This is a genomic window from Streptomyces sp. S07_1.15 (genome assembly GCF_020739505.1).
GTDB classification, from domain to species: Bacteria; Actinomycetota; Actinomycetes; order Streptomycetales; family Streptomycetaceae; genus Streptomyces; species Streptomyces xinghaiensis.
This window is the reverse complement of sequence record NZ_JAJBZK010000001.1, coordinates 3,055,264-3,080,778: the sequence shown is the minus strand read 5'-3', so window position 1 is coordinate 3,080,778 and position 25,515 is coordinate 3,055,264. Positions and strand designations below refer to the sequence as shown.

24 protein-coding genes are annotated in these 25,515 nt (G+C 72.9%); 19 read left to right on the top strand and 5 right to left on the bottom strand.

Features of this window, described 5'->3' with window-relative positions; all coding sequences use genetic code 11:
* Window positions 1-227 precede the first annotated feature (227 nt).
* Both LIX60_RS13170 and LIX60_RS13165 read left to right on the top strand, forming a co-directional pair.
* A complete protein-coding gene (locus LIX60_RS13170; protein WP_227958585.1) occupies window positions 228-1,511 on the top strand; it encodes an alkaline phosphatase family protein in 1,284 nt (427 codons plus the stop codon).
* A gap of 179 nt (window positions 1,512-1,690) precedes the next feature.
* Window positions 1,691-2,392 (top strand): TetR/AcrR family transcriptional regulator, encoded by a 702-nt coding sequence (locus LIX60_RS13165; protein ID WP_227962753.1) that lies wholly within the window; start codon window positions 1,691-1,693, stop codon window positions 2,390-2,392.
* Between the two features lie 45 nt (window positions 2,393-2,437).
* On the opposite strand, the gene LIX60_RS13160 is transcribed toward LIX60_RS13165, so the two are convergent.
* Both LIX60_RS13160 and LIX60_RS13155 read right to left on the bottom strand, forming a co-directional pair.
* Window positions 2,438-3,340, bottom strand: coding sequence for a MaoC/PaaZ C-terminal domain-containing protein (locus LIX60_RS13160; RefSeq protein WP_227958584.1), 903 nt, complete (start codon window positions 3,338-3,340; stop codon window positions 2,438-2,440).
* A gap of 258 nt (window positions 3,341-3,598) precedes the next feature.
* A complete protein-coding gene (locus LIX60_RS13155) occupies window positions 3,599-5,092 on the bottom strand; it encodes a 3-oxoacyl-ACP reductase (protein WP_227958583.1) in 1,494 nt (497 codons plus the stop codon).
* Between the two features lie 70 nt (window positions 5,093-5,162).
* Here LIX60_RS13155 and LIX60_RS13150 point away from each other — a divergent pair, with 70 nt between their 5' ends.
* Together LIX60_RS13150 and LIX60_RS13145 are read left to right on the top strand one after the other, a co-directional pair.
* Window positions 5,163-6,470 (top strand): acetyl-CoA C-acetyltransferase, encoded by a 1,308-nt coding sequence (locus LIX60_RS13150; RefSeq protein WP_227958582.1) that lies wholly within the window; start codon window positions 5,163-5,165, stop codon window positions 6,468-6,470.
* 357 nt (window positions 6,471-6,827) lie between these two features.
* Window positions 6,828-8,717 (top strand): long-chain fatty acid--CoA ligase, encoded by a 1,890-nt coding sequence (locus tag LIX60_RS13145; RefSeq protein ID WP_374117975.1) that lies wholly within the window; start codon window positions 6,828-6,830, stop codon window positions 8,715-8,717.
* Between the two features lie 198 nt (window positions 8,718-8,915).
* Here the strand turns inward: LIX60_RS13145 and LIX60_RS13140 are convergent, their stop codons facing one another.
* Complete coding sequence (locus LIX60_RS13140) at window positions 8,916-9,119, bottom strand: cold-shock protein (protein WP_019707740.1); 204 nt, start codon at window positions 9,117-9,119, stop codon at window positions 8,916-8,918.
* Between the two features lie 411 nt (window positions 9,120-9,530).
* Between LIX60_RS13140 and LIX60_RS13135 the strand changes: the two genes are divergently transcribed.
* From LIX60_RS13135 to LIX60_RS31455, 9 genes are all read left to right on the top strand, one after another.
* Window positions 9,531-9,725 carry a hypothetical protein gene (locus LIX60_RS13135; protein ID WP_227962986.1) on the top strand — a complete coding sequence of 65 codons (195 nt, stop codon included), beginning with the start codon at window positions 9,531-9,533 and terminating at the stop codon, window positions 9,723-9,725.
* Window positions 9,722-10,567, top strand: a complete 846-nt coding sequence (locus LIX60_RS13130) for a menaquinone biosynthesis protein (RefSeq protein ID WP_265585384.1) — start codon at window positions 9,722-9,724, stop codon at window positions 10,565-10,567. The genes LIX60_RS13135 and LIX60_RS13130 overlap by 4 nt, the downstream gene beginning before the upstream one ends.
* Window positions 10,568-10,774: 207 nt before the next feature.
* Window positions 10,775-12,616 carry a serine/threonine-protein kinase gene (locus LIX60_RS13125; protein WP_227958581.1) on the top strand — a complete coding sequence of 614 codons (1,842 nt, stop codon included), beginning with the start codon at window positions 10,775-10,777 and terminating at the stop codon, window positions 12,614-12,616.
* A gap of 164 nt (window positions 12,617-12,780) precedes the next feature.
* On the top strand, window positions 12,781-13,995 hold the full coding sequence (gene mqnC, locus LIX60_RS13120) for a cyclic dehypoxanthinyl futalosine synthase (RefSeq protein ID WP_227958580.1): 1,215 nt from the start codon (window positions 12,781-12,783) through the stop codon (window positions 13,993-13,995).
* A 45-nt stretch (window positions 13,996-14,040) separates the two neighbouring features.
* On the top strand, window positions 14,041-14,685 hold the full coding sequence (locus tag LIX60_RS13115; RefSeq protein WP_227958579.1) for a hypothetical protein: 645 nt from the start codon (window positions 14,041-14,043) through the stop codon (window positions 14,683-14,685).
* A 119-nt stretch (window positions 14,686-14,804) separates the two neighbouring features.
* Window positions 14,805-15,419: a Uma2 family endonuclease gene (locus tag LIX60_RS13110; protein ID WP_227958578.1), complete on the top strand. Its 615-nt coding sequence runs from the start codon at window positions 14,805-14,807 to the stop codon at window positions 15,417-15,419.
* A gap of 67 nt (window positions 15,420-15,486) precedes the next feature.
* Window positions 15,487-16,179, top strand: coding sequence for a demethylmenaquinone methyltransferase (locus LIX60_RS13105; protein WP_227958577.1), 693 nt, complete (start codon window positions 15,487-15,489; stop codon window positions 16,177-16,179).
* 48 nt (window positions 16,180-16,227) lie between these two features.
* Window positions 16,228-16,623, top strand: coding sequence for a hypothetical protein (locus LIX60_RS13100; RefSeq protein ID WP_227958576.1), 396 nt, complete (start codon window positions 16,228-16,230; stop codon window positions 16,621-16,623).
* Window positions 16,624-16,993: 370 nt separating this feature from the next.
* A complete protein-coding gene (locus tag LIX60_RS31455; protein WP_265584848.1) occupies window positions 16,994-17,116 on the top strand; it encodes a hypothetical protein in 123 nt (40 codons plus the stop codon).
* A 1-nt stretch (window position 17,117) separates the two neighbouring features.
* Here LIX60_RS31455 and LIX60_RS13095 read toward each other — a convergent pair whose 3' ends face one another.
* Entirely contained in the window at window positions 17,118-17,582 is a 465-nt protein-coding gene (locus LIX60_RS13095) for an Lrp/AsnC family transcriptional regulator (protein WP_227958575.1), read from the bottom strand.
* Between the two features lie 228 nt (window positions 17,583-17,810).
* On the opposite strand from LIX60_RS13095, the gene LIX60_RS13090 reads away from it, so the two are divergent.
* Together LIX60_RS13090 and LIX60_RS13085 are read left to right on the top strand one after the other, a co-directional pair.
* Window positions 17,811-18,809 carry an asparaginase gene (locus tag LIX60_RS13090; protein WP_095757011.1) on the top strand — a complete coding sequence of 333 codons (999 nt, stop codon included), beginning with the start codon at window positions 17,811-17,813 and terminating at the stop codon, window positions 18,807-18,809.
* A 465-nt stretch (window positions 18,810-19,274) separates the two neighbouring features.
* Window positions 19,275-20,561, top strand: a complete 1,287-nt coding sequence (locus tag LIX60_RS13085) for a geranylgeranyl reductase family protein (RefSeq protein ID WP_227958574.1) — start codon at window positions 19,275-19,277, stop codon at window positions 20,559-20,561.
* A gap of 128 nt (window positions 20,562-20,689) precedes the next feature.
* Here LIX60_RS13085 and LIX60_RS13080 read toward each other — a convergent pair whose 3' ends face one another.
* The gene (locus LIX60_RS13080) at window positions 20,690-21,526 is read right to left on the bottom strand and encodes a C40 family peptidase (protein WP_227958573.1); all 837 of its coding nucleotides are present in this window, start codon (window positions 21,524-21,526) and stop codon (window positions 20,690-20,692) included.
* An 841-nt stretch (window positions 21,527-22,367) separates the two neighbouring features.
* Between LIX60_RS13080 and LIX60_RS13075 the strand changes: the two genes are divergently transcribed.
* The 4 genes from LIX60_RS13075 (at window position 22,368) to LIX60_RS13060 (ending at window position 25,499) form a co-directional block, all read left to right on the top strand.
* Window positions 22,368-22,727 carry an NADH-quinone oxidoreductase subunit A gene (locus tag LIX60_RS13075; RefSeq protein WP_019707756.1) on the top strand — a complete coding sequence of 120 codons (360 nt, stop codon included), beginning with the start codon at window positions 22,368-22,370 and terminating at the stop codon, window positions 22,725-22,727.
* A gap of 18 nt (window positions 22,728-22,745) precedes the next feature.
* Window positions 22,746-23,300 (top strand): NADH-quinone oxidoreductase subunit B family protein, encoded by a 555-nt coding sequence (locus tag LIX60_RS13070; protein ID WP_019707757.1) that lies wholly within the window; start codon window positions 22,746-22,748, stop codon window positions 23,298-23,300.
* Entirely contained in the window at window positions 23,297-24,067 is a 771-nt protein-coding gene (locus LIX60_RS13065; RefSeq protein ID WP_227958572.1) for an NADH-quinone oxidoreductase subunit C, read from the top strand. The genes LIX60_RS13070 and LIX60_RS13065 overlap by 4 nt, the downstream gene beginning before the upstream one ends.
* A gap of 109 nt (window positions 24,068-24,176) precedes the next feature.
* Entirely contained in the window at window positions 24,177-25,499 is a 1,323-nt protein-coding gene (locus LIX60_RS13060) for an NADH-quinone oxidoreductase subunit D (RefSeq protein ID WP_019707759.1), read from the top strand.
* The last annotated feature ends 16 nt before the right edge of the window (window positions 25,500-25,515 follow it).

Below are 25,515 nucleotides of genomic sequence, written 5' to 3'. Positions count from 1 at the left end.
GTTGCCGTAAGGACACCCGCGTGCCCTGGAATGCGGCGCACGCCCCCGCGGCGGCGCGCCGCACCACCCCGCGCCGCCGCTCCGCCGCGGGCCGTCCATCCCGCCACCGCGGGGGCCGGACCGCGGACCGGTGCCGTTCTTCCACGGAACGGGGGCCGCCCCGTCCCCTCGCCCGCCCGCGGCCGGCACCCCGCCGCCGGCCGCGGGCCCAGCCCCCCGGAGCCCTCATGCCCCCCACCGACCGCTCCCGCTGGTCCCGCCGCTCGTTCCTCGCCACCGTCGCCGGCGGCGCCGGCGGCGTGATCGTCGGCGGCCCCGGCGCCTCGGCCGCCCGCGCCGCCGGTGCCCGCCCCGCCGGCCGGCTGCGCACCTACGTCATCGTCGTCGACGGCTGCCGGCCCGACGAGATCCGGCCGCTGTTCATGCCCCGGCTGTCCGCGCTGCGCGACAGCGGCACCACCTACCCGGGCGCCCAGTCGCTGCCGGTCATGGAGACCATTCCCAACCACGTCATGATGATGACGGGCGTGCGCCCCGACCGTTCCGGTGTCCCCGCGAACGCCGTGTACGACCGCGCCGAGCGGACCGTGCGCGACCTGGACCGCCCCGCCGACCTGCGGGCCGTCACCCTCTTCGACCTGCTCCGTGCCACCGGCCGCACCAGCGGCTCCGTGCTGTCCAAGCGCTATCTGCACGGGATCTTCGACACCCGGGCCGACGTCCACTGGAAGCCGGAGCCGATGCTGCCGGTCACGGAGCACGCCCCGGACGGCTTCACGGCCGACGCGGTGATCTCGATGATCGACAGTGCCGACCCCGATCTGATGTTCGTCAACTTCGGGGACGTCGACCGGGTCGGGCACAGCGACCTCACCGGCGGCACGCTCGAACTCGCCCGCAGGGCCGCCCTGGTGAGCACCGACTACCAGATCGGCCGGGTCGTCCGTCACCTGAAGGACACCGGCCGCTGGGAGGACTCCGTCCTGCTGGTGCTCGCCGACCACTCCATGGACTGGTCGCTGCCGTTCGCGATGGTGAGCCTCGCCCCGTTGCTGGCGGAGGACCCGCTGCTGAAGGACCGCTGCGTCATCGCGCAGAACGGCGGCGCGGACCTCCTCTACTGGACCGGGCCGGACGCCGACCGGGGCCGTGCCGTGGCCCGGATGCGGGAGATCGTCCTCGCCGAGGAGGGGGTGCTCTCCGTGCACGCCCCGGAGGAACTGCGGCTGGGCCCGGAGGCCGGTGATCTCGTGGCGTATGTGCGCCCTGGCCACCGCTTCTCCGACCCGCTGCCGATCTCCAACCCCATCCCCGGCAACCACGGCCACCCGGCCACGCTGCCCATCCCCTTCTTCGTGTCCGGCGGCTCCCCGCTGGTCCGGCGCGGCGCCGTCAGCGACGCCCCGGCCCGCACCGTCGACGTCGCCCCCACGGTCGCCGCCCTGTACGGCCTGGGCCGGCCGCCCGGCGGCTGGGACGGCACGGCACGCCGGGACGCCTTCGTGCGGTAGGGGGCGGTCCGGGGATTCCCGGCGGAGTCGCCGTGCCCAGGGCGGCTCCGCCGGGGCCGGGGGCGGTGTGCCGCGGGCGGGGAAGCCGTTTGGCATATGCGGCCGGGGGGCGGGCCGTAAACTTACCTCGCGGTAGGCACGGTGGAGGGCGGACAGTGACGGGCACCAGGGGCAAGCGGATGCCGCGGGCGGTGCGGGAACAGCAGATGCTGGACGCGGCCGTGACGATCTTCGCCCGGCGCGGCTACCGGGCCGCCTCGATGGACGAGATCGCCGAACTGGCCGGTGTCTCCAAGCCGTTGGTCTATCTGTATCTCAACTCGAAGGAAGAGCTGTTCAGCGCTTGCATCCGGCGGGAGGCGGCGGCCCTGGTCGACGCCGTGCGGGCGGCCGTCGAGCCGCAGGACGCGCCGCCGGACCAGCAGCTCTGGAGCGGCCTGCGCGGCTTCTTCGCCCACACCGCCGAACGCCCCGACGGCTGGGCCGTGCTGCACAACCAGGCCCGTACGCACGGAGAGCCCTTCGTCGGCGAATTCGCGGCCATGCGGGAGGAGATCGTCACCTTCGTGACGCATCTGATCGCCGCCGCGGCGCGGGAGGACGACTGCGTTCCGGATCTGGCCGACCGGGAGGTGGCCGGACTGGCGCACGCCCTGGTCGGGGCCGCCGAATCGCTGGCCGGATGGGCCAACGACCCCGGTGGTGAGGGGGACGGCGGTACCGGCGCCCTCCCCGGCGGCGCGGCCGGTGACGGCGCGGACCGGCCGTCAGCGAAGGAGACCGCGGCGCTGCTGATGAACTTCGCCTGGGCGGGCCTCGCCAATCTGATGGAGGGCCGCCCCTGGCACCCGCGCGGGAAGACCACCGCCCGGAACCCCTGAGCGGGGGCGACCGGGCGGGTCGGGCGGACCTGAGGGCCGGGCCGATCAGGCCTCGCCGGGGATGGTCACCGTCCCCGTGAGGTGCAGCCGGGAGCCGTCCCGGCCGCCGCGCAGTTCGAAGGCGGAACCGAGGCGGCCGAAGACGACGGTCGACGGAAGCAGCACCGGCGCCCTGAACTCCGCCCGCACGGTGACACGTTCCGCGCCCGGTGCGCCCGTCTCGGCCACGCACCGGGCGAACGTCCACATGCCGTGGGCGATGGCCCGGGGGAACCCCAGGGGCCGGGCGGTCAGCGGGTGGAGGTGGATCGGGTTGTAGTCGCCGGAGACGGCGGCATGGCGGCGGCCCAGATCGGCGGGAAGCTCCCATTCGGCGACGGTCGGGAGCGCCTCCGCACCGGCACCGCGGGAGGCGTCCGGTCCGCGGCTCTCCCCGGGTGCGCCGCCGGGGTCCGGGGTGCGGTGGCGGGCCAGATACGTACTGCGGTCCGTCCAGACCGGTTCGCCGTCGATCCGGGCCTCCGTGACGACCTCGGCCTCCGTGCCGCGGCGGTGGGGGAGGAGCCGGGGGATGCCGACGGTCAGCTCGGGACGGTCGTGCGGGCGCAGCGCCCGGTGCTGTGTGATCTCGATGCCGGTGTGCACCAGGCCGAGGAGGGGCAGCGGGAAGGCCCGGTCGCCCATGAGGCGGGCGGCGAGGGGGAAGCCCAGGATGTGCGGATAGGTGATCGGCAGCGGGTCGGTCTCCCGGAAGCCGCACACGCGCGCGTAGCGGAGGACGCGGCCGGTGTCGATCCGGGCGGCCGGCAGCAGGAGCCGGGTGCCGGGGAGCGGAGCGCCGGTCGAGGGGCGCTTGCCGATCCCGGTCAGCACACCCCGGCCGAGGGCGGGCATGAGGCGCGGGGAGCGGGTGAGGCGCCGGGTGGTGGGGCCGGTCGGGCTGGTCATGGGGGCTCCGTCGGAATCGTGGCTGGTGGGTCTGGTCGGGTCTCGCCCGGTCCGGGCCGGTTCCGGAGGACCCTGCCGCGGTGGCGGTTCGCCGCCGGTACGGGGTGGTCGGAAGGCGGGAGGGCAACACCCCCGCGAGGCAGGGAAGAACGGGCAGCGGCGCCGCGGCCGCAGGGCGCGCACGGGGCCGCCCGGAACCGCACCCGGGCATCCCGTGCGACACCGCCGCCCCGGCCCGCCTCACCTCCGCCGGAGGCGCTACGCCCCGAGCAGGCTCTGCCCGCAGACCCGGACCGTCTGCCCGTTGACCCCGCCGGAGGCGGGCTGGGCCAGCCATGCCGTGGTCTCGGCGACGTCCACCGGCAGGCCGCCCTGTGCGAGGGAGTTCATCCGCCGCCCCGCCTCCCGGATCAGCAGCGGCACCGCCGCCGTCATCTTCGTCTCGATGAAGCCGGGGGCGACGGCGTTGACCGTCACCCCGTACTCGGCGGCCGCGCGCGGTGCCAGGGAGCGGGTGAAGCCGATGATCCCGGCCTTGCTCGCCGCGTAGTTGGTCTGCCCGGCGTTGCCGGCGATTCCGGCGATGGAGGCGGTGGCGACGATCCGGCCGGTGCCCCGGCGCACGGCACCGGCCTTCAGCAGACGGTCCGTCACCCGCAGAACACTGCCCAGATTGACGTCGATCACCTGGTCCCAGCGGTCGGCCGCCATATTGGCGAGCCTGCGGTCCCGGGTGATGCCGGCGTTGTGGACGAGGATGTCGAGCCCGCCGGGCACGGCCTCCGCGATGCGGTCGGCGGCGTCGGGCGCCGTGATGTCCAGGGGCAGGGCGGTGCCGCCGAGACGGCCGGCGAGGGCGGTCAATTCCCCTTCCGCGGCGGGTATGTCGAGGCAGATCACCCGTGCGCCGTCCCGGGCGAGGGTCTCGGCGACCGACTCGCCGATGCCGCGGGCGCAGCCGGTGACGAGCGCGGTCGTGCCGGCCAGCGGCCGGGTCCAGTCCGTCGCGGCGGCGGCGCCGGAGGACGCGACGCCGGATGGGCCACCCGCCTCGGCCGGCTGCGGCCCCTCGGGCCCGTCCCCCCGGTCGGCCCCGTCCGCTTCGTTCGTCCCATCCGCCCCGACGGCGTCCGCGCGCACTGTGATCGGCTGCCCGCTCACATACGCCGACTTGGGCGAGAGCAGGAAGCGCAGCGTCGACTCCGCCGCCGCTGCCGCCGTGCCCAGGGCGGCCGTCCCCTCCGCGCCGGGGTCGAGCCGCAGCAGGTTCACCGTGCAGCCCTTGCCGATCTCCTTGCCCAGGGAGCGGACGAAGCCTTCGAGAGCCTGCTGTGCGGCGGCCCGGTGGTGGTCCGCGGGGTCGGGCGCGGTGCCGAGGACGACGATCCGGCCTCCGGTGGCGACCGAGCGCACCACGGGGTGGAGTGCGGCGTGCACCTCGTGCAGTGCCTCCGGGCCGTCCACACCGGTGGCGTCCACGACGACCGCGGCGTAGGGGGCGGTGCCCCGGTTCCCGGTGCCGGCGGCTCCGTCGCCCTCCCGGTGCTCCGTGCGCACCGGCAGTCCGGTCCGGTTCAGCACCCCGGCGAGACCGGGACAGGGCGCGGCCACCGTCAGCCGGAGCAACGGGCCGTCCAGGGACGGCCGTTCGGGTGACCAGCGGTGCAGGGGCGCGGGGCGGGGCAGGCCCAGCCGGCGGGTGAGGAACCGGCCGGGAGCGGTCCCGGTGAAACGAAGATAGCGATCGGCCATTGGCCAACTCCTCACCGTGGCGTAAATTTACTTCGCAGTAAGGTTACTCCCGGGTCAGGAGCTGGTCGAGATGAGTCCCCGCACCACCCTCCTCGCCACCGAGGTGCGGCGCGTCGCCGTCCTCGGCGGCAGCAGGATCCCCTTCGCGCGGGCCGACGGCCCGTACGCCACCGCCTCCAACCAGCGGATGCTCACCGCCGCCCTCGCCGGCCTGGTCGAGCGCTTCGGCCTCGGAGGCGCACGGCTCGGGGAGTTCGCCGCGGGCGCCGTCCTCAAGCACAGCCGGGACTTCAACCTCGCCCGCGAAACCGTGCTCGGCAGCGAACTCGACCCGCGCACCCCCGCGTACGACGTCCAGCAGGCATGCGGCACCGGGCTCCAGGCCGTCATCGCCGCCGCCAACAAGATCGCGCTGGGGCAGATCGACTCGGCCGTCGCCGGCGGCGTGGACTCGGCCAGCGACGCCCCGCTCGGCGTCAACGACGAACTGCGCCGGCTGCTGCTGGCCGCCCGCCGCGCCCGTTCCCTCGGCGGGCGGCTCCGGGCGCTGGCCGGGGTCCGCCCCCGCCACCTCGTCCCCGACATCCCGCGCAACGCCGAACCCCGCACCGGCCTGTCGATGGGCGAGCACGCCGCCCGCACCGCCAGGGAGTGGGGCATCGGCCGCGAGGAGCAGGACGAACTGGCCGCCACCAGCCACCGCCGTCTCGCCGCCGCCTACGACCGCGGCTTCCTCGACGACCTGGTCGTCCCCTTCCGCGGCCTGGAACGGGACCAGAACCTCCGCCCCGACTCGAGCCCGGAGAAACTCGCGCGCCTGAAGCCGGTGTTCGGCGTCGCGGACGGGGACGCGGACGGGGACGGGGCGGGGGGCGGGGGCGCCACCATGACGGCGGGCAACTCCACCCCGCTCACCGACGGCGCCGCGACCGTCCTGCTCGCGAGCGAGGAGTGGGCCGCCGAACGCGGCCTCGAACCGCTGGCCTACCTCACGGCGTACGAGACGGCGGCCGTCGACTACGTGGGCGGCGCGGACGGCCTGCTGATGGCACCCGCGTACGCCGTGCCGCGGATGCTGGAACGCGCCGGGCTCGGGCTCGACGACTTCGACCTGCTGGAGATCCATGAGGCGTTCGCCTCCCAGGTGCTGGCCACGCTGGCGGCCTGGCGCAAGCAGGGCCTGCCCGAAGCCGACCGGGACCGGCTCAATGTCGCCGGTTCCTCACTGGCCACCGGCCACCCCTTCGCCGCGACGGGCGCACGCATCGTCGCCACGCTCGCCAAGCTGCTCGCCGAGCGCGACGCGCCGGGGCGTGGCCTGATCTCCATCTGCGCGGCAGGCGGCCAGGGGGTGACGGCGATCCTCGAACGGCCCTGATCCGGCGGGCGGTTCTGCCCCCGAGCCCGGGAGGCCTCGCCGCGGCACCGGGCCTCCGCCGCCCGGCCCCGGCCCCCGGCCCTCCGGCGCCCGACCGCGCAGCCGAAACCGACAGCCGAAACCGACAGCCGACACCGACTCCCGACTCGCGCGCGTGAGCCAACCCCCCACCCCTCGTACGACCGCACGCCCCGCACGCCCCCGCTGATCCCGCCGCCCCGCTCCCCTCCCCACGGAGCAGGGGCCTCCGCCCCGCCCGCGGGCGCCCCGGACCCGTCCGGTGCCGCCCGCCCGGGGCGGCCGAGACAAGAGGAGCCGCCCGTGTCCCGTTCCCGCCTCCGTTCCCGCCGCGGCGCGGTGCCGCCCGAGTCGCCGGAGCCGGCGCTGACCGTGGTCGACGGCACCGTCCGCGAGGTCGCCGTCCCCGCGCTCGTGGCGCCCGTCGAGCAGGGCTCGCTCGCCGACATCCCGTTCCACAACGCCGTCGAGGCCCCGGGGGAGATCGTCCTCAGCCGGGTCCGGGAGGACGGGAGCTGGCGCGACGTCAGCGCCGCGACCTTCGCCCAGGAGGTGCTGGCCGTTGCCAAGGGCCTGATCGCCCACGGTCTCGCCCCCGGCGAGCGGCTGGCCATCATGGCCCGCACACGCTACGAGTGGACGCTGCTGGACTTCGCCGCCTGGGCGGCCGGCCTCGTCACCGTCCCGATCTACCCGACGTCCTCGGCCGAGCAGACCCGCTGGATCATCGAGGACTCCGGCGCCGTCGCCTGCGCAGTCGAGGACGTCACCCAGACCCGGCTGATCAGCGGCGTACGCCCCGACGTGCCGGGGCTGAAGCACCTCTGGCAGTTCGACACCGACGCCGTCCAACTGCTCGTGACGGCCGGCCGGGACGTCCCCGACTCCGAGGTGGCCGCCCGCCGGGCCGGCCTCGGCCCGGACACCATCGCCACCCTCATCTACACCTCCGGCACCACCGGGCGCCCCAAGGGCTGCGTACTGACCCACGGCAACTTCTTCGCCGAGGTCGACAACGCCATCGAACTGCTCCACCCGGTCTTCAAGTCGGTCAGCAAGGACCCCGCCGCCACCCTGCTCTTCCTGCCGCTGTCGCACGTCTTCGGCCGGATGGTGGCCATCGGCTGCCTCCGCGCCCGGGTCCGCCTCGGGCACCAGCCCAGCATCCGGACCGAGGACCTGCTGACCGCGCTGGCCGGCTTCAAGCCGACCTTCCTCCTCGCCATCCCGTACGTCCTGGAGAAGGTCTACAACACCGGCCGCGCCACCGCGGAGAAGATGGGCCGTGCCTCCTCCTTCGACCGGGCCGCGAAGATCGCCCAGCGGTACGGGGAGGCGCGGGAGGCCGAACAGCACGGCACCGGACCCGGCCCGGGCCCCGGCCTGCGGGCCGCCCGCGCGCTCTACGACCCGCTGGTCTACCGGCGGATCCGGGCCGCGCTCGGCGGCAGGGTGCGGTACGCCATCTGCGGCGGCTCCCCGCTCGGCCGCCGGCTCGCCGCCTTCTACGCGGGCGCGGGCATCGAGATCTTCGAGGGCTACGGGCTCACCGAGACCACCGCCGCCGCCACCGTCACCCCGCCCCTCAAGCCGCGGCTCGGCACGGTCGGCATGCCGCTGCCCGGCGCCGCGGCCCGGATCGCCGAGGACGGCGAGGTGCTGCTCCGCGGCGGCCAGGTGTTCAGCGGCTACTGGGACGCGGCGCGGGGCGCGGCCGTCCGGGGCGCCGAGACCGATGCCGGGGGCTGGTTCGCCACGGGCGACCTGGGAGCCCTCGACGAGGACGGCTATCTCAGCATCACCGGCCGGAAGAAGGAGATCATCGTCACCGCGGCCGGGAAGAACGTCGCCCCGGCACCGCTGGAGGACCGGCTGCGGGCCCACCCGCTGGTCGGCCAGTGCCTCGTCATCGGTGACGACCGCCCGTACGTCTCGGCCCTGATCACCCTGGAGCCCGACGGGCTGCTGCACTGGCGGCGGATGCGGAAGAAGCAGGACGTGCCGCTCGCCGAGCTGGTGCGGGACGAGGAACTCCTCGCCGACATCCAGCGGGCCGTCGACGACGCGAACGCCTCGGTCTCCCGGGCCGAGTCGATCCGCCGCTTCCGGGTGCTGCCGGTGGACTTCACCGAGGACAGGGGCCATCTGACCCCGTCCATGAAGCTGAAGCGCCAGGTGATCCTGCGGGACTTCACGGAGGACATCGAGGAGCTGTACCGGCGCTCCTGAGCCCGCCCCCGGGCGGGAGGACCGGGTGCCGGCCCGCTCGGGAGCCGGCACCCGGTGTCCGGGCCGTTCCGGCCCCGACGCCGCCCCGGGCCCCGCCCCGGACGGGCAGGAGCCCCGCCCCCCGCCGAAGCGGGGGAGCGGGGCTCCTTGGGTACTGCGCGTCAGCCGCGATGGGCCGACCCGGAGATCCCTGCGGGATCAGACCGGGGTGACGTTCTCCGCCTGCGGGCCCTTCGGGCCCTGGGTGACGTCGAAGTTCACGGTCTGGTTCTCCTCCAGGGAGCGGAAGCCAGACGCGTTGATCGCGGAGTAGTGGACGAAGACATCGGGGCCGCCGCCGTCCTGGGCGATGAAACCGAAGCCCTTTTCGGCGTTGAACCACTTGACGGTTCCGGTAGCCATAAAGCCCTCCTTGGGCCAAAGGGTTGCCCTGCTCCAGAACCTGCAAGAAGTCTGAAAACAAAAGCCCGCGGAGTCACATGATCCGCAGGCTCTGTACTGCAAGGGAAACCAAACTGCAACTTGCGGCGAGCCTAGCACGGGCTCTCTGCGGCAGGAAAGAGGCGAAGATCACTCGTTCGTGGGGTGTATCCGGGAGCCGCCGCGACAGCTGTGACCTGCACCGGGCCTCCGCCCGTACCGGCCAACCGGCCGACACGCGCCCGCCCCTCGTCCGTTACCGGCCGGCTTCCCCACGGGACGCGCGCGAGCGGAGTGCCGGTCCGCCGCGCACACCCGCACGCACCGCCGCGCCCGCCCGCCTCCCCCCGTACGGCCCCGCTCCCGGGCCTGCCGGGAGACGGAGTTAGCCTCATGGAGTGGACCATTCCGACCGAGCAGACGCATCCGGCCGAGCAGACCGGGCAGACCGCACAGAGCGAGCGGACCGGGCAGCGGACCGCGCCGACCGGACAGCCGGGGACGCCGCCACCGGCGGAGACCACAGCCGCGACCACGGCCGTGACCACAGCCGCGACCGTCCCCGGGTCGGCCACATCCAGTTCCTGAACTGCGTGCCCCTCTACTGGGGCCTCGCCCGCACGGGCACCCTGCTCGACCTCGACCTGCGCAAGGACACCCCCGAGAAGCTCAGCGAGCAGCTGATCCGGGGCGACCTCGACATGGGCCCGGTCACGCTCGTGGAGTTCCTGCGCCACGCCGACGAGCTGGTCGCGCTCCCCGACATCGCCGTCGGCTGCGACGGCCCGGTGATGTCCTGCCACATCGTGTCCCAGGTCCCGCTGGAGCAGCTCGACGGGGAACGGGTCGCGCTCGGCTCCACCTCCCGCACCTCCGTCCGCCTCGCCCAGCTGCTGCTGGCCGAGCGCTTCGGCATCCGGCCCGACTACTACAGCTGCCCGCCCGACCTGGGCCTGATGATGCGCGAGGCGCAGGCCGGGGTGCTGATCGGCGACCCGGCGCTCCGCGCGTACCTCCACGACGCCCCCCGGTACGGACTGCAGGTCCACGACCTCGGCCGGCTGTGGAAGGAGTGGACGGGGCTGCCCTTCGTCTTCGCCGTCTGGGCGGTGCGGCGCGACTACCTGGCCAGGGAGCCGGAAGTGGTGCGCCGGGTGCACGAGGCGTTCCTCGCCTCCCGCGACCTGTCGCTGGAGGAGGTCGGCAAGGTCGCCGAACAGGCCGCGCGCTGGGAGGCCTTCGGCCCGGAGGTGCTGGAACGGTACTTCACCACACTCGACTTCAGCCTCGGCCCGCGCCAGCTCGCCGGCATCGCCGAGTTCGCCCGCCGCACCGGTCCGACGAGCGGATACCCGGCGGACGTCCGGGTGCGGCTGCTCGGCGACGATGACGAGAACGAGAACGAGAACGAGAACGAGGACGCGGACTAAGGACGCGGACCAAGGACGGGGGCCGGGGACCGGGACGAGGCCGCCGAGGGCGACCGGGCGGCCGGAGCCGGGCCCGGCCCGGCCCCGGGAGGTGAGGGGACGGCGGCGGCACCCCTTCACCGAGCCGCCGCGCCGGCCACCCCCGGGTCCTAAGCTGGCCGCGGCACCGCGCGGGGAGGCGGCGCCGGGTGAGCCGAGGGGGACGCCATGCAGCCGCTGGACACGCAGGACCCGCGCGCCATCGGTCCGTACCGGCTGCTGGGCCGGCTGGGCGCGGGCGGCATGGGCCGGGTCTATCTGGGGCGCAGCGCCGGGGGCCGCACGGTCGCGGTGAAGGTGGTGCATCCGCACTTCGCCGCGGACCGGCAGTTCCGCGAACGCTTCCGGCGGGAGGTGGAGTCGGCGCGGCGCGTCGGCGGGTCCTGGACGGCGCCGGTGCTGGACGCCGACCCGGAGGCAGCCGTGCCGTGGGTGGCCACCGGCTATGTCGCCGGTCCGGCGCTGAGTGAGGCCGTGGCCGCGGTGGGCCCGCTGCCCGAGCACACCGTGCGGGTCCTGGGCGCCGGTCTCGCCGAGGCGCTGACGGCCGTGCACGGCCTGGGCCTGGTCCACCGCGATGTGAAACCGTCGAACGTCCTGCTGACCATGGACGGCCCGCGCCTGATCGACTTCGGCATCGCACGGGCCACCGACGCGACGGCCTCGCTCACCGCCAGCGGCGTCTTCATCGGCTCACCCGGCTACATGTCGCCCGAACAGATCCTGGGGCGCGAGGTCACCGGCGCCTCGGACGTCTTCTCCCTCGGAGCCGTCCTCGCCTACGCGGCACGGGGCTCGGACCCCTTCCCGGGCGACAGCTCCGCCTCACTGCTCTACAAGGTGGTGCACGACGAGCCCGAACTGGAAGGACTGGAGGGCGAGGTGCGGGAGCTGGTCGCCTGCTGCCTCGGCAAGGACCCGGTGGGCAGGCCGGACCCGGCGGAGCTCGCGCGCCGGCTGGGCCCGCTGCGGGGGGACGACGCCGTCCGGGCCCCGGTGCCGAGCGGCTGGCTCCCCGGGCCGCTGGTGGAGGGCGTCGGGCGGCGGGCCGTGGAACTGCTGGGCCTGGAGACGGACGGCGCGGGGCCGGGCGCCGGACCGGAGGCCACGCCGGGCGCGGAGGGCCGGGGGTGGCCGGGGGACGCAGGCGGCTCGGGGCTGGTGACGGTCGTACCGGTGGAGCCGGGCCCGCCGGGGACCGGGGCGGGAGAGCCCGCCGGAGCGGGGCCGGAGGCCGGAGCGGGCCCCGGCGCCGCCCGTACCGGCGGCCGGGCCGCGGACCCGGGTCCGGCGGGGCAGCCGGGACAACCCGGCCGGCCGGGGCGCGGCGGGATCTCCTTCTCCGCCTCGGTGACCGCCACGGGCCCGCCCCGCGCCACGGACGGTGCCGCCTCTCGCGGCCCGTCCGCCCCGGCATCGTCCGCCCCGGGCCCGTCCGGTGCCGAGGGCACCACGTCCCCGGGCGCCGGGGGCCGTCGCCGGGTGAGCTGCGTCGTCATGGTCTCGGTGGCCGCGGCGCTGGCCATCGGCACCTCCACGGCCGCCTTTCTTGACCTGCTCCCCGGCGGGAACCGCGGTGGCGGTGGCGACGCCGCGGCCCCGAGCGGCGACACCGGGGAGAGTCCCCCGGCGCAGGCGGAGCCTTCGGCGCCGACGGTGCCGGAGAAGTTCACCGGGACCTGGCAGGGCGGGATCGTCCAGAGCGGCGGCTTCCCGAACGGCGAGCTGACCCTCGTCCTGAAGGCCGGGAAGAAGGGCGCCACCGTGGCCCGGATGACGTACTCCGCGCTCGGCACGGCCTGCTACGCCAAGGGCGAGCTGGTCTCCGCCGGTGAGAAGAAGCTGGTGCTCAAGGAGACCACGGACACCTTCAGGGGCTCCTCCGGCGTTCTGTGCACGGGCGAGCCGGCGACAGTCACCCTCACCGCCGTGTCGGCGGACCGGCTGCGCTACGCCTCGGACGACGACAAGGGCGGCAGGCCCACCGCCGACCTGCGCCGCGCGGACTGAACCCGACTGACCGGACCGAACCGACCGGGCCGCCGGTCCGCGCACACCCCCGCCGCGCCGCAACGGGACGACCGGCCCCGCGCTCCCGGACGGCCCCTCCGGATGCACCGGACCGCTGACGTACGCTGGATCGGTCCACAGAATCTTCCGGAAGGGACGCCCCGGTGCCCGAGAACTCCGAGCTTGCGGGTACGAACCGCGCAGCCGTACTCGCCCGTGCCGCCGAGGGCGGCCGGATCACCCCGGAAGAAGCGCTCGACCTCTACCGCCACGCGCCGCTGCACGCCCTGGGCGCCGCGGCCGACGCCGTACGCCGCCGCCGCTACACCGGTACCGAGCACATCGCGACGTACATCATCGAGCGCAACATCAACTACACCAACGTCTGTGTGACGGCGTGCAAGTTCTGCGCCTTCTACGCCGCGCCCAAGGACACCGCCAAGGGCTGGACCCGCGATCTCGACGACATCCTGCGCCGCTGCGCCGAGACCGTCGAACTGGGCGGCACCCAGATCATGTTCCAGGGCGGCCACCACCCGGACTACGGCGTGGAGTACTACGAGGAGCACTTCTCCGCGATCAAGAAGGCGTTCCCGCAGCTGGTCATCCACTCCCTCGGCGCCTCCGAGGTCGAGCACATGGCCCGCATCTCGGGTGTCACGCCGGAGGAGGCGATCCGCCGCATCCACGCCGCCGGTCTCGACTCCTTCGCGGGCGCGGGCGCCGAGCTGCTGCCGGCGCGGCCGCGCAAGGCCATCGCGCCGCTCAAGGAGTCCGGCGAGCGCTGGCTGGAGATCATGGAGACCGCGCACAAGCTGGGCGTCGAGTCGACCTCCACCATGCTGATGGGCACCGGCGAGACCAACGCCGAGCGGATCGAGCACCTCCGGATGATCCGGGACGTCCAGGACCGCACCGGCGGCTTCCGCGCCTTCATCCCGTACACCTACCAGCCGGAGAACAACCACCTGAAGGGGCAGACGCAGGCCACGCTCTTCGAGTACCTGCGGATGATCGCCATCGCCCGTCTCTTCTTCGACAACATCGCCCACATCCAGGGCTCCTGGCTCACCACCGGCAAGGAGGTCGGCCAGCTCTCGCTGCACTACGGTGCGGACGACCTCGGCTCGGTGATGCTGGAGGAGAACGTCGTGTCCTCGGCGGGGGCCAAGCACCGCTCCAACCGGCTGGAGCTGCTCCACCTGATCCGCGCCGCGGGCCGCGTCCCGGCGCAGCGCGCGACGACGTACGAGCACCTGGTGGTGCACGACGATCCGGCGAACGACCCGGTCGACGACCACGTCGTCTCCCACTTCTCCTCCACGGCCATCGAGGGCGGCACGGCCCACCCGGAACTCAAGCTCGTCGACGCGGGCTGAGCCCGGCGGGGCGGCCGGAACACTCCGATCGGGAAGGACGGGCCGGTGCTGACGATCCACCGCGCACGGGTGGTGCGGCGCACGCCGGAGGGCGAGCCGCTCCCCGGGCACGCGCTGGTCGTGGACGGCGACCGGATCGCGGCCATCGGCCCGTACGAGGAGCTGCTCGCCGAGTACGGCGGCCGGGCCCGGGTCCGGGAGTGGGACGGCGAACTCACCCCGGGCCGCCACGAGCCCGGCGCCCGGACCCTGCTGGAGTCGGTCTACCACCCCGACGACCCGTACGAGGTGGACGAACTGGGCAGCGCCCCGCTCACGGGCGAGGCCGTGGCCGCCCTGGAGATGACCGACACCCGCTGGGGCCAGAGCGCCCGGCGCGCCCTCCAGAAACTGCTGGCCACCGGTACGACCGGCCTGACCGGCCCCTTCACCCGCCCACGGGTCCGCACCGTCGTCTCCCGCTCCGGGCTCCGCGTCCTGCCGCCGGGCGGCCCCGCCGCGCCCCCGCCGCTCACCCCGGGTGCCCGCGCGGACTTCGCGGTCTTCGCGGCCCCGGGCACCTCCGCCCCGCGGTCCGCCGCCCCGGACACCCCCGGCGGGGAGCCCGGCACCCCGGACACCCCCCGCGGGGAGCCCGCCCGCTGCCTGGCCACGGTCATCGCGGGGCGCCTGGTCCACCGCCGGGCCTGAACCGCGAGTCCTTTCCGGGCGGGTGCCCGTCAACAGCGCGGAACACCTCGCCATCACTTCGGGTGAGGGTACGGTCGTACCTGTAAACCGTGATCCGCACGCCCGTCATGATGCGTCCCATGGGAGTAGCGATGGTCGCCGAACGGCAGCAGAAGGCCACTCCGGACACCTGGATGCGCCCGCCGGAAGAAGGCTGGACCTTCGACCAGGTGAAGGACCTGGAGCTGCCCTTCGACTGGCAACTGGTGGACGGGAACATCGTGGTTCGTGGGATGACGGCCCTGTGGCACGACGGGGTCCGGGACGGGATGTACGACCGGCTCAAGAGCGCACGGCGGGAGCCCTTCGCCGTCAACGTGGAGCGTTGCGTCCTCATCGACGAGCGCAACGTCACCAAGCCCGACATCACCGTCTACGACAAGCGGGATCTGGACTTCTTCACGGCCGAGTGCGTGCCCGTCGGGAAGGTGGCCCTGGTCGTGGAGATCGTCTCTCCGGGTTCGCGCCAGGAGGACCGGGTGCGCAAGCCGGCGATGTTCGCGGAGGCCAAGGTGCCGTATTACTGGCGGGTGGAGCGGGGTGACGACGGCCTCCCGGTGGTGCACGAGCTGTGGCTCCACCACGACCTGGGCATGTACGTCCCCGCCCCGGCTCACCCTTCCCACAGCGGGAAGCTCGACACAGATCTTCCGTTCCCCGTGACGATCGACCTCCACAGCCTCGTGGAGCTGTGACGGGCGTGGCGGGGACCGGTGCGCCCCCGCCGCACCGGTCCCCGCCGGCACCGGCCACAATGGAACGGTGACCCGAGCCTCCCTGGACAAGCAGCCGCACGAAGTCGCCGCCATGTTCGACGACGTGGCGCCCAAGTACGACCTGACGAACGACGTGCTGTCGCTGGGCCAGACCCGGCTGTGGCGCAAGGCCGTGGTGCGGGCCGTGGACGCCCGCCCGGGTGAGCGGGTGCTCGACCTGGCCGCCGGCACCGGCACCTCCTCCCAGCCCTTCGCCGCCGCCGGCGCGTACGTCGTCCCCTGCGACTTCTCGCTCGGCATGCTCCGCGAGGGGCGCAAGCGGCAGCCGCATCTGCCGTTCACCGCCGGTGACGCGACGAGGCTGCCCTTCGCCGACGGGGTCTTCGACGCCGTGACGATCTCCTTCGGCCTGCGGAACGTCCAGGACACCGACACCGCTCTCGCCGAGCTGCTGCGGGTCACGAAGCCCGGCGGCCGCGTGGTGATCTGCGAGTTCAGCCACCCCGTCCTGGCCCCGCTGCGCACCGTCTACACCGAGTACCTGATGCGCGCCCTGCCGCCGATCGCCACCACGGTCTGCAGCAACCCCGACGCGTACGTCTACCTGGCCGAGTCGATCCGCGCCTGGCCCGACCAGCCGGCGCTGGCGGCCCGGCTGCAGAAGGCGGGCTGGTCGAAGGTGGCCTGGCGCAACCTGACCGGCGGCATCGTGGCCCTGCACCGGGGCATCCGGGCCTGAATTGGGCCGGCACCCGTCCGGAGCCCACGACGGATCGGAGGAAGGCCTATGCAGGTGGAGTTTGCCCTTGAGGAACTGACGACCTTGGCTTCAGCGTTGGTGCGTCTGAAGTTCGGGGAAGACGAGCCCCCCGAACCGTATTTCGGCAGCCCCATGCTCGCAGAGGCGCATCGGCGCATTATTGAATCGATCATTCAGGAAAGTCGACAAATCGGGGCTCTTGGGCCAGCCGCCCGATGGGAAGACTGGCAGAAATGGTCCTCGAGGATTGACGAGAAGCGTATCGTCGTCCGTTATGCCTCTTCTTTGAGCGAATGGGGTGCGTGGAGTGGCGAGCAGAAACTCGAGGTGTTGAGGACCTGTACAGCGCCCTTTGTCGCAAGTGATGAGGAGCTAAGGGATCTCCGCAATCAGATCGACGCAGCTCGTCATCCGTGCCGATGACCTCCGTGCCGCAAGCCCCACACGTCGAATGCCGCATTGTGCCCGCCGGTGCCAGTGCGCCGGAGCGGGCGGCGGGCACCGCCCATACCGACGTCAGGAACTGCGGCCGGGCGATGAGGTGGTGCACGGTGTCTCGAACACGGTTCCGTTGTGGTGGGTGAACCATGAACTTGTTCGACCTGCACTTCAGTGAAGCTGTCGAAACCAGCTCCGGGCTTTTCGGGATCTGGCGGGTTCCGACGGGCATTTGGCGCTAGGGGGACTTGAGGCTGTCGGCAGTTTTGGCCAAAACGAGAGAGTGGATATCCGCCTGGATCCGGGCCGGTACGCAGTTGTAGTGCATCTGGTGGATTGGCAGGCGGAGCCCGGAATGGTGGAAAGTGGTGGCGAACCTGCCCCGGGCGCACTTCCGGACTTCATCGTGGAGATCTACGCCAGCCCTCCTGGCGAGGTCGGCCACCGCATGGTGATCGACACGTTCGACCGTCCGTAAGTCAGGGGGTGCCGCCCCCGATCGGCAGCCCCTGCGGCTCCTTGATGCGTTTCATCACGATCTGGGAGTTGACCTCCGTCACCCCCGGCAGGGCCGTGATCTTCTCGATCCAGAGCCGCTCGTACGTCTCGATGTCCGCGACCGCGATCCGCAGCAGGCAGCCCGGGCTGCCGAAGAGGCGGTAGGCCTCGACCACGTCGGGGAGGTCCTGGAGGGCGTCCTCGAAGGCCTCCACCGTCGCGCGGTCGCGGCGGACCTCGACGGAGACGAGGACCTCGAAGCCCCGGCCCACCGCCGCCGGGTCGAGCAGGGCGCGGTAGCCGCGGATCGCGCCGTCCTGTTCGAGCTGGCGGACCCGGCGCAGGCAGGGGGAGGGGGAGAGGCCCACCCGCTGGGCCAGTTCCTGGTTGGTGAGCCGGCCGTCCTTCTGGAGTTCGCGCAAGATGCTGCGGTCGATGGCGTCCATGGCGTCATTGTCTGCCAAATCAAGGCGCGTAGACCACAGGACTTGGCAACTTATTCTGGGCAAAACTGGCTATTCTTGCTGGTAGGACGAGGTTACTCGTCCGTATGGGTCTTCTCCGGGCGCGGGCCCCGGGCCGCCCACGGGACTCCGGGTCCCGGGGCGCCGGGCCGCCGGCCCGGGTGCTCTTCAGTGTTCTTCTCCGGCATTCCGGACGGGCGAGGGGGCAGTATGCGACGTGTCGTCGTGGTCACCACGGGCGGGACGATAGCCAGCCGCTGGCAGGGCAAGGGATACGCGGCGGACGCGGCCGGGCAGGACGTGCTCGCCGCCGCCGATCTCCCCGAGGACGTGACCACCGAAGTCGTCGATCTCTTCACGGTCAACAGCCCCCGGCTCACCACCGCGCACCAGATCACGCTGCTGCGCGCGGTCCACGAGGTGCTGGAGGACCCGGGCGTCGACGGTGTCGTCGTCACCCACGGCACCGACACCCTGGAGGAGTCCGCCTTCCTCCTCGACCTGCACCACGCCGACCGACGCCCCGTCGTCTTCACCGGCGCCCAGCGCCCGCTGGAGGACGCCGAGGGCGACGCCGCCGGCAACCTCTACGACGCCCTGCTGACCGCCTCCTCCGTCGAGGACCTGGGCACCCTGGCCGTCTTCGCGGGACGGATCCACGCCGCCCGCGGCACGATCAAGACCCACACCACCGCCCCCGACGCCTTCCACGACCCCTCCTGCGACGCGGTCGGCAAGGTCGGCTGGGGCCGGGTCACCGTACGGCGCCGCCCCGAGCGCACCGAGGCGCTGCCGCTGCCGCCGGTCGAGGCGCCCCTGCCGCGCGTCGACATGGTCATGCACCACGCCGACGCCGACCCGCTGCTCTTCGACGCCGCCGTGGAGGCCGGCGCCCGCGGCATCGTGCTCGTCGCCACCGGCGCGGGCAACGCCACCCCGGCGTTCACGGAAGCGGTGGCGCGAGCCGTCGGGCGGGGGGTGCTGGTCGCCCTCACCACCCGCGTCCCGGCGGGCCCCGTCACCCCCATCTACACGGGCGGCGGGGCCGTGGACCTGATCGAGGCCGGCGCGGTGCCCACCGGCTCCCTGCGCGCCGGACAGTCGCGCATGGCGGTCCTGGCCGCCCTGATGTCCTCCACGGACACGGCGGAGCGGACGGCCACCCTGCGCCGCATCGCCGACCCGAGCGGGGCCCCGGTCCCGGCTTGACGGATCCCGGGCGGCCCGACCGCCGTGCGTCCGGCCCCGGTTCCGTGCGGACCGGGGCCGCCGCGTGTCCGGGTTGCCTCCGTGTCCGGGTCACCCCCGTGTCCGGGTCGCCCCCGTGCCCGGGGCACCTCCGTGCCCGGGACGCCTCCGCGCCCGGGGCACCTCCGTGTCCGGGTCGCCTCCGTGCCCGGGACGCCCCCGCGCCCGGGGCACCTCCGTGTCCGGGTCACCTCCGTGCCCGGGGGCACCTCCGTGCCCGGGACGCCCCCGCGCCCGTCCGGACGCTATCCGGTCGGTCACCGTTTCCCCGGCGCCCGGCCCGGCTTCCCGGGCTGCGGCGGGCCGGGAAGCGGCCGGTACCCGACCCGCCCAAGCGCCGTCCGTCCCCCTGCATAGACTTGAGCCGTTCCCCCGCAGGCCGCCCCGACGAGGGCCTGCGCTCCGCCTCTCGCCGGGAGTGCCGACGTGACCGACACCGACCTCAACGAGCGCAGCGCCGATGTCATCGTCGTCGGGGCCGGCCCCGCCGGCTCCACGACCGCGTACCACCTGGCGAAGTCCGGGCTCGACGTCCTGCTGCTGGAGAAGACGGCCTTCCCCCGCGAGAAGGTCTGCGGCGACGGCCTGACGCCGCGCGCCACCAAGCAGCTCGTCGCCATGGGCATCGACATCTCCGAGGAAGCCGGCTGGCTGCGCAACAAGGGCCTGCGGATCATCGGCGGCGGTGTCCGGCTGGAGCTGGACTGGCCGGAGCTCGCCTCCTTCCCGGACTACGGACTGGTCCGCAAGCGCGACGACTTCGACGAGCAGCTCGCCCGCACCGCCCAGAAGGCCGGGGCGCGGCTCCACGAGCGCTGCAACGTCGGCGCCCCGATCCTGGATCCCCGCACCGGCCGCATCACCGGCGTCGAGGCGAAGCTCGGCGAGGAGAAGACGCCCGTCACCTTCCACGCCCCGGTCGTGGTGGCCGCCGACGGCAACTCCACCCGGCTGTCGGTGGCGATGGGCCTGCACCGGCGCGAGGACCGCCCGATGGGCGTGGCCGTCCGGACGTACTTCACCTCCCCGCGCCACGACGACGACTACCTGGAGTCCTGGCTGGAGCTGTGGGACCGGCGCGGCCCGCAGGACCGGCTGCTGCCCGGCTACGGCTGGATCTTCGGCATGGGCGACGGCACCTCCAACGTCGGCCTCGGCATCCTCAACAGCAGCTCGGCCTTCAAGGAGCTGGACTGGCGCGAGGTGCTCAAGGCCTGGTGCGCCTCGATGCCCGAGGACTGGGGCTATGTGCCGGAGAACATGACCACACCGATCCGCGGCGCCGCGCTGCCGATGGCCTTCAACCGGCAGCCGCACTACCACCGCGGGCTGCTGCTGGTCGGTGACGCGGGCGGGCTGGTCAACCCGTTCAACGGCGAGGGCATCGCGTACGCGATGGAGTCCGGGCAGATCGCGGCCGAGGTGATCGTCCAGGCGCACGCCCGGCAGACCCCGGCCCAGCGCGAACTGGCCCTCCAGCGCTACCCGAAGGTGCTCAAGGACACCTACGGCGGCTACTACACCCTGGGCCGGGCCTTCGTGAAGCTGATCGGCAACCCGAAGGTCATGAAGATCGCGACGGAACGCGGCCTGACGCACCCGCTGCTGATGCGCTTCACCCTCAAGATGCTGGCCAACCTCACCGACCCGACGGGCGGCGACGCGATGGACCGCGTCATCAACGGCCTGAGCAAGGTGGCCCCGCGGGCCTGACGGGCACCGCCGGACACGCCAAGGGCCGTCATCCCGCTCGGGGGTGACGGCCCTTGGCGTGTGCGTTGCGTGCCCCGGCGGGCGCGTGTGGCGGTTGCGGCTGAGGTTGCCGGGGAGGTGACGCCGTGTCAGAGGACGCGGACGGCGCCCGTCGGCGGGTCCCAGTCGAGGGTGCGCTCGACGACGCCCGTGCTGGAGTTCTGCGCGCCGACGTACTTGCCGTCACCGATGTAGACGGCCACGTGGTACGCGCTGCCGGCGCCGCCCCAGTAGAGGATGTCGCCCGGCTGGAGGGCGTTCAGCGACACCGGAGTGCCCGCCGTCGACTGGTCCTGGGAGACCCGCGGCAGGGAGACGCCCACGGTGCGGAACGCGGCGGTGGTGAGGCCCGAGCAGTCGTACGCGGAGGGGCCGACGGCGCCGCTGACGTACGCCTTGCCGACCTGGGCCTTGACGAAGTTCACCACGGTCGCGGCGCTGCCCGTGGCGGAGGAGCCCGCCGACGAGGCGGTGGACGCGGCGGAGGCGGTGGCGGTGGAGAGCGTCGTGCGCTCCTCGGAGCGGTCGGAGCGCTCCGCGGCGGCTTCGCGGGCGGCCTCGGCGCGCTCCGCGGCGGCCCTGGCCTTGGCCTTGCGCTCGGCCTCGGCCTTCCGTTCGGCCTCGGCGCGGGCCTGCTTCGCTGCCTTCTTCTCGGTGGCGGCGAGGGCGTCCCGCTCGCTCGCGATCTCCAGGTTCAGGGCCGCCTGCTGGGTGGCGGCGGTGGACATCGCGGCGTCCTCGGCGAACGCGGCGCTGATGGTGGGCATCTCGGCCGTCTGGGCGGCCGGCGCGGCGTTGGCGGAGGAGGCCGCTGCCGTCACGGCGATGGTGCTGAGGACGCCACCGGTAACTCCGGAACGCAGCGTTCTGGTGGAGACGTTGCGCCGGGGTTTCCGGTGGCTGGGTATGTGAGCGGTATGGGCCATGGGGTCCTGGCTATCAAAGACCTTCGCCGCGATCAACAGGAGTGGGATGGGACACAGTTGACGCGTACGCGACGGCAATGAGCGGAATTCGATCGTCGGCCGCTGTTACCGCCCTGTGATAGCGGATTCACAAACCCGGTATGAGCAAGACGTTTCCGTGATTCGTCCGTTTTGTGCCGGGGTCTACCACCCCTCGGCGTACGGGCCAATTGCCGCGTCCGTTCACCGGGAGCGGCGTGGGAAAGGTCACGTATTCCGGTCCGCATTCCGGCCCCCGGCGCCCCGGACGGCTCCGCGTGCCGCCGGAGGCCGTCACCGGGGAGGACGGGGGCCCTCCCGGGGGCCCCGGCGTCCGGTCCGGGGTGATCCGTGAGGGGGGCGCCGTTCCCGTACGTGAATCCGTGCACGTGCCAACGATCTTGGCGCCGTGATGGGCGGCCGGGGTTGCCGGCGGCCGTCGGCGGCCGTGGCCGGACCGTGACTATCACTTGCCGGCCGTCCAGCACCAATTTGTTTCGGGACGGCAGTTCTTGATAATGCAAGCACCGCTCTGACCTGCGGCGACCAAAGGGGTCCTTGCGGTCTGTGGCCGCGGAAATGCGCAGGGTGCCGGCCGTTTCCGGGTTCCGCTTTCCCGTCGGACACCCGGGTGGTGGAGATCACAAAGGCCTAGGTGACCCCCGTGTCGCAGCTCACAGACCCCCGGGCATAAGATGCCTTCGGCCTGGGCTTGTGAACTGCCTCACATAATCACGATCTTGGTGAGGCGGGCACGGTGCGGGCGCCCCTCCGCCCAGGGCGGGGGAGCAGCAGTCACCGTCGACTGGAAGGAGCGAGCAGCGTGAACGCCTATGCACCCATCCTCGTGCTCGGCGCCCTCGGTGCAGGCTTCGCGATCTTCTCCGTGGTCATGGCGTCGATCGTCGGCCCGAAGCGCTACAACCGGGCCAAGCTCGAGGCGTACGAATGCGGGATCGAGCCCACGCCGCAGCCGGCCGGCGGCGGCCGGTTCCCGATCAAGTACTACCTGACGGCGATGCTCTTCATCATTTTCGATATCGAGATCGTCTTCCTTTACCCCTGGGCCGTCTCCTTCGACATGCTCGGGATTTTCGGACTCGTCGAGATGCTCCTCTTCGTGCTCACCGTCTTCGTCGCCTACGCCTACGTCTGGCGCCGCGGCGGACTGGACTGGGACTAGGGGACGGGAGGAGAAGCCATGGGTATCGAAGAGAAACTTCCGAGCGGCTTTCTGCTGACGACCGTCGAGCAGGCCGCGGGCTGGGTCCGCAAGTCGTCGATGTTCCCGGCCACGTTCGGACTCGCCTGCTGCGCCATCGAGATGATGACCACCGGCGCCGGCCGCTACGACCTCGCCCGCTTCGGCATGGAGGTCTTCCGCGGCTCGCCGCGCCAGGCGGACCTGATGATCGTGGCCGGCCGGGTGAGCCAGAAGATGGCCCCGGTGCTGCGCCAGGTCTACGACCAGATGCCCAACCCCAAGTGGGTCATCTCCATGGGTGTCTGCGCCTCCAGCGGCGGCATGTTCAACAACTACGCGATCGTGCAGGGCGTCGACCACATCGTCCCCGTCGACATCTATCTGCCCGGCTGCCCGCCCCGCCCCGAGATGCTGCTGGACGCCATTCTCAAGCTCCACGAGAAGGTCCAGGGTTCCAAGCTCGGCGTCAACCGCGAGCAGGCGGCCCGCGAGGCGGAGGAAGCGGCGCTCAAGGCGCTGCCGACGATCGAGATGAAGGGCCTGCTGAGGTGAGCGAGAAGAACGAGAGCGCCCCCACGGGCCGCGAGGCGGGGGCCAGCGGGGTCAACCCCGACCAGGACCTCAACACCCAGAACCTGCCCGGCAACCGCGGTGACCGCGGTGAGGCCATCGGCGTCCGCCGCGGCATGTTCGGCGCCGACGGCCCCGGCGACACCTCCGGCTACGGCGGGCTGGTCCGCACCGTACGGCTGCCCGGCCCGGCCGTCCGCCCGTACGGCGGCTGGTTCGACGAGGTGGCGGACGAACTCGAGGGCGCGCTGGACGAGCAGGGTCTGGTCCCGGAGAACGCCATCGAGAAGACCGTCACCGACCGGGACGAACTGACCTTCCACATCGCCCGCGAGCACCTGCCGCGGGTGGCCCGCACCCTCCGCGACGACCCGGCGCTCCGCTTCGAGATCTGCACGGGCGTCAGCGGTGTGCACTACCCGGACGACAAGGGCCGCGAGCTGCACGCCGTCTACCACCTGCGCTCCATCACCCACAACCGGGTGATCAGGCTGGAGGTGAGCGCCCCGGACGCCGACCCGCACATCCCCTCGATCGTCGAGGTCTACCCGACCAACGACTGGCACGAGCGCGAGGCCTACGACTTCTTCGGAATGATCTTCGACGGCCACCCGGCGCTGACGCGGATCATGATGCCGGACGACTGGCAGGGCCACCCGCAGCGCAAGGACTACGCGCTCGGCGGCATCCCCGTCGAGTACAAGGGCGCCCAGATCCCGGCCCCCGACCAGCGGAGGTCGTACCACTGATGCCGCGTATCCCCGGGGGGCGACCGGCCCCCGAGAAGCACCAGCAGCCGCCGGCCGCGGCCCCCACGGGGCACGGCACGCCGGCCACGACCACGCGGGGAGGGACCCGATGACGACCTCGCACGCGCAGGAACGCGAGACCACCGAAGGCAAGGTCTACACCGTCACCGGCGGTGACTGGGACGAGCTCGCCCAGGCCGCGGCCCAGGCGGACGACGAGCGCATCATCGTCAACATGGGCCCGCAGCACCCGTCCACGCACGGCGTGCTCCGGCTCATCCTGGAGATCGACGGCGAGACGGTCACCGAGGCCCGCTGCGGCATCGGCTACCTGCACACCGGCATCGAGAAGAACCTCGAATACCGGACCTGGACGCAGGGCACCACCTTCGTCACCCGCATGGACTACCTCACGCCCTTCTTCAACGAGACGGCGTACTGCCTGGGCGTGGAGAAGCTGCTCGGCATCGAGGCGGACATCCCCGACCGGGCCAGCGTCATCCGGGTCATGATGATGGAGCTCAACCGGATCTCCTCCCACCTGGTGGCCCTCGCCACCGGCGGCATGGAGCTGGGCGCCACCACGATCATGATCTACGGCTTCCGCGACCGCGAACTGGTCCTGGACCTCTTCGAGCTGATCACCGGCCTGCGGATGAACCACGCGTACATCCGCCCCGGCGGCCTCGCCCAGGACCTGCCGGCCGGCACCGTCGACGCCGTCCGCGAGTTCATCAAGCAGATGCGGAAGAACCTCCCGGAGTACGACGCCCTGGCCACCGGCAACCCGATCTTCAAGGCGCGCCTCCAGGGCATCGGCCACCTCGACCTGACCGGCTGCATGTCGCTCGGCGTCACCGGCCCCGTCCTCCGCTCCACCGGCCTCCCGCACGACCTGCGCAAGGCCGACCCGTACTGCGGCTACGAGACCTACGACTTCGAGGTGGCGACCGCCGACACCTCCGACTCCTACGGCCGGTTCCTGATCCGGCTGGAGGAGATGCGGCAGAGCCTGCGGATCATCGAGCAGTGCCTGGACCGGCTGGAGCCGGGCCCGGTGATGGTCGCCGACAAGAAGATCGCCTGGCCCGCGCAGCTCGCGCTCGGCCCGGACGGGCTCGGCAACTCCCTGGACCACATCAAGAAGATCATGGGCACCTCCATGGAGGCCCTCATCCACCACTTCAAGCTGGTCACCGAGGGCTTCCGGGTGCCCCCGGGCGAGGCGTACACGGCGGTGGAGTCCCCGAAGGGCGAGCTGGGCGTCCACGTCGTCAGCGACGGCGGCACCCGCCCGTACCGGGTCCACTTCCGGGACCCGTCCTTCACCAACCTGCAGGCCGTGGCGGCGATGTGCGAGGGCGGCCAGGTCGCCGACGTCATCGTCGCCGTCGCATCCCTCGACCCCGTGATGGGAGGCGTGGACCGGTGACCACACCAGCCAACCG

Bases quoted from the DNA above. Each gene is read 5' to 3' on its own strand.
- LIX60_RS13155 (WP_227958583.1), bottom strand. From the start codon at position 5,092: ATGGCCGATCGCTATCTTCGTTTCACCGGGACCGCTCCCGGCCGGTTC.
- LIX60_RS13095 (WP_227958575.1), bottom strand. From the start codon at position 17,582: ATGGACGCCATCGACCGCAGCATCTTGCGCGAACTCCAGAAGGACGGC.
- LIX60_RS13090 (WP_095757011.1), top strand. From the start codon at position 17,811: ATGCGACGTGTCGTCGTGGTCACCACGGGCGGGACGATAGCCAGCCGC.
- LIX60_RS13160 (WP_227958584.1), bottom strand. From the start codon at position 3,340: ATGACCAGCCCGACCGGCCCCACCACCCGGCGCCTCACCCGCTCCCCG.
- LIX60_RS13135 (WP_227962986.1), top strand. From the start codon at position 9,531: ATGGAGTGGACCATTCCGACCGAGCAGACGCATCCGGCCGAGCAGACC.
- LIX60_RS13165 (WP_227962753.1), top strand. From the start codon at position 1,691: ATGCCGCGGGCGGTGCGGGAACAGCAGATGCTGGACGCGGCCGTGACG.
- LIX60_RS13110 (WP_227958578.1), top strand. From the start codon at position 14,805: ATGGGAGTAGCGATGGTCGCCGAACGGCAGCAGAAGGCCACTCCGGAC.
- LIX60_RS13060 (WP_019707759.1), top strand. From the start codon at position 24,177: ATGACGACCTCGCACGCGCAGGAACGCGAGACCACCGAAGGCAAGGTC.
- LIX60_RS13140 (WP_019707740.1), bottom strand. From the start codon at position 9,119: ATGGCTACCGGAACCGTCAAGTGGTTCAACGCCGAAAAGGGCTTCGGT.
- LIX60_RS13150 (WP_227958582.1), top strand. From the start codon at position 5,163: ATGAGTCCCCGCACCACCCTCCTCGCCACCGAGGTGCGGCGCGTCGCC.
- LIX60_RS13170 (WP_227958585.1), top strand. From the start codon at position 228: ATGCCCCCCACCGACCGCTCCCGCTGGTCCCGCCGCTCGTTCCTCGCC.
- LIX60_RS13070 (WP_019707757.1), top strand. From the start codon at position 22,746: ATGGGTATCGAAGAGAAACTTCCGAGCGGCTTTCTGCTGACGACCGTC.
- LIX60_RS13080 (WP_227958573.1), bottom strand. From the start codon at position 21,526: ATGGCCCATACCGCTCACATACCCAGCCACCGGAAACCCCGGCGCAAC.
- LIX60_RS13125 (WP_227958581.1), top strand. From the start codon at position 10,775: ATGCAGCCGCTGGACACGCAGGACCCGCGCGCCATCGGTCCGTACCGG.
- LIX60_RS31455 (WP_265584848.1), top strand. From the start codon at position 16,994: ATGGTGGAAAGTGGTGGCGAACCTGCCCCGGGCGCACTTCCGGACTTC.
- LIX60_RS13100 (WP_227958576.1), top strand. From the start codon at position 16,228: ATGCAGGTGGAGTTTGCCCTTGAGGAACTGACGACCTTGGCTTCAGCG.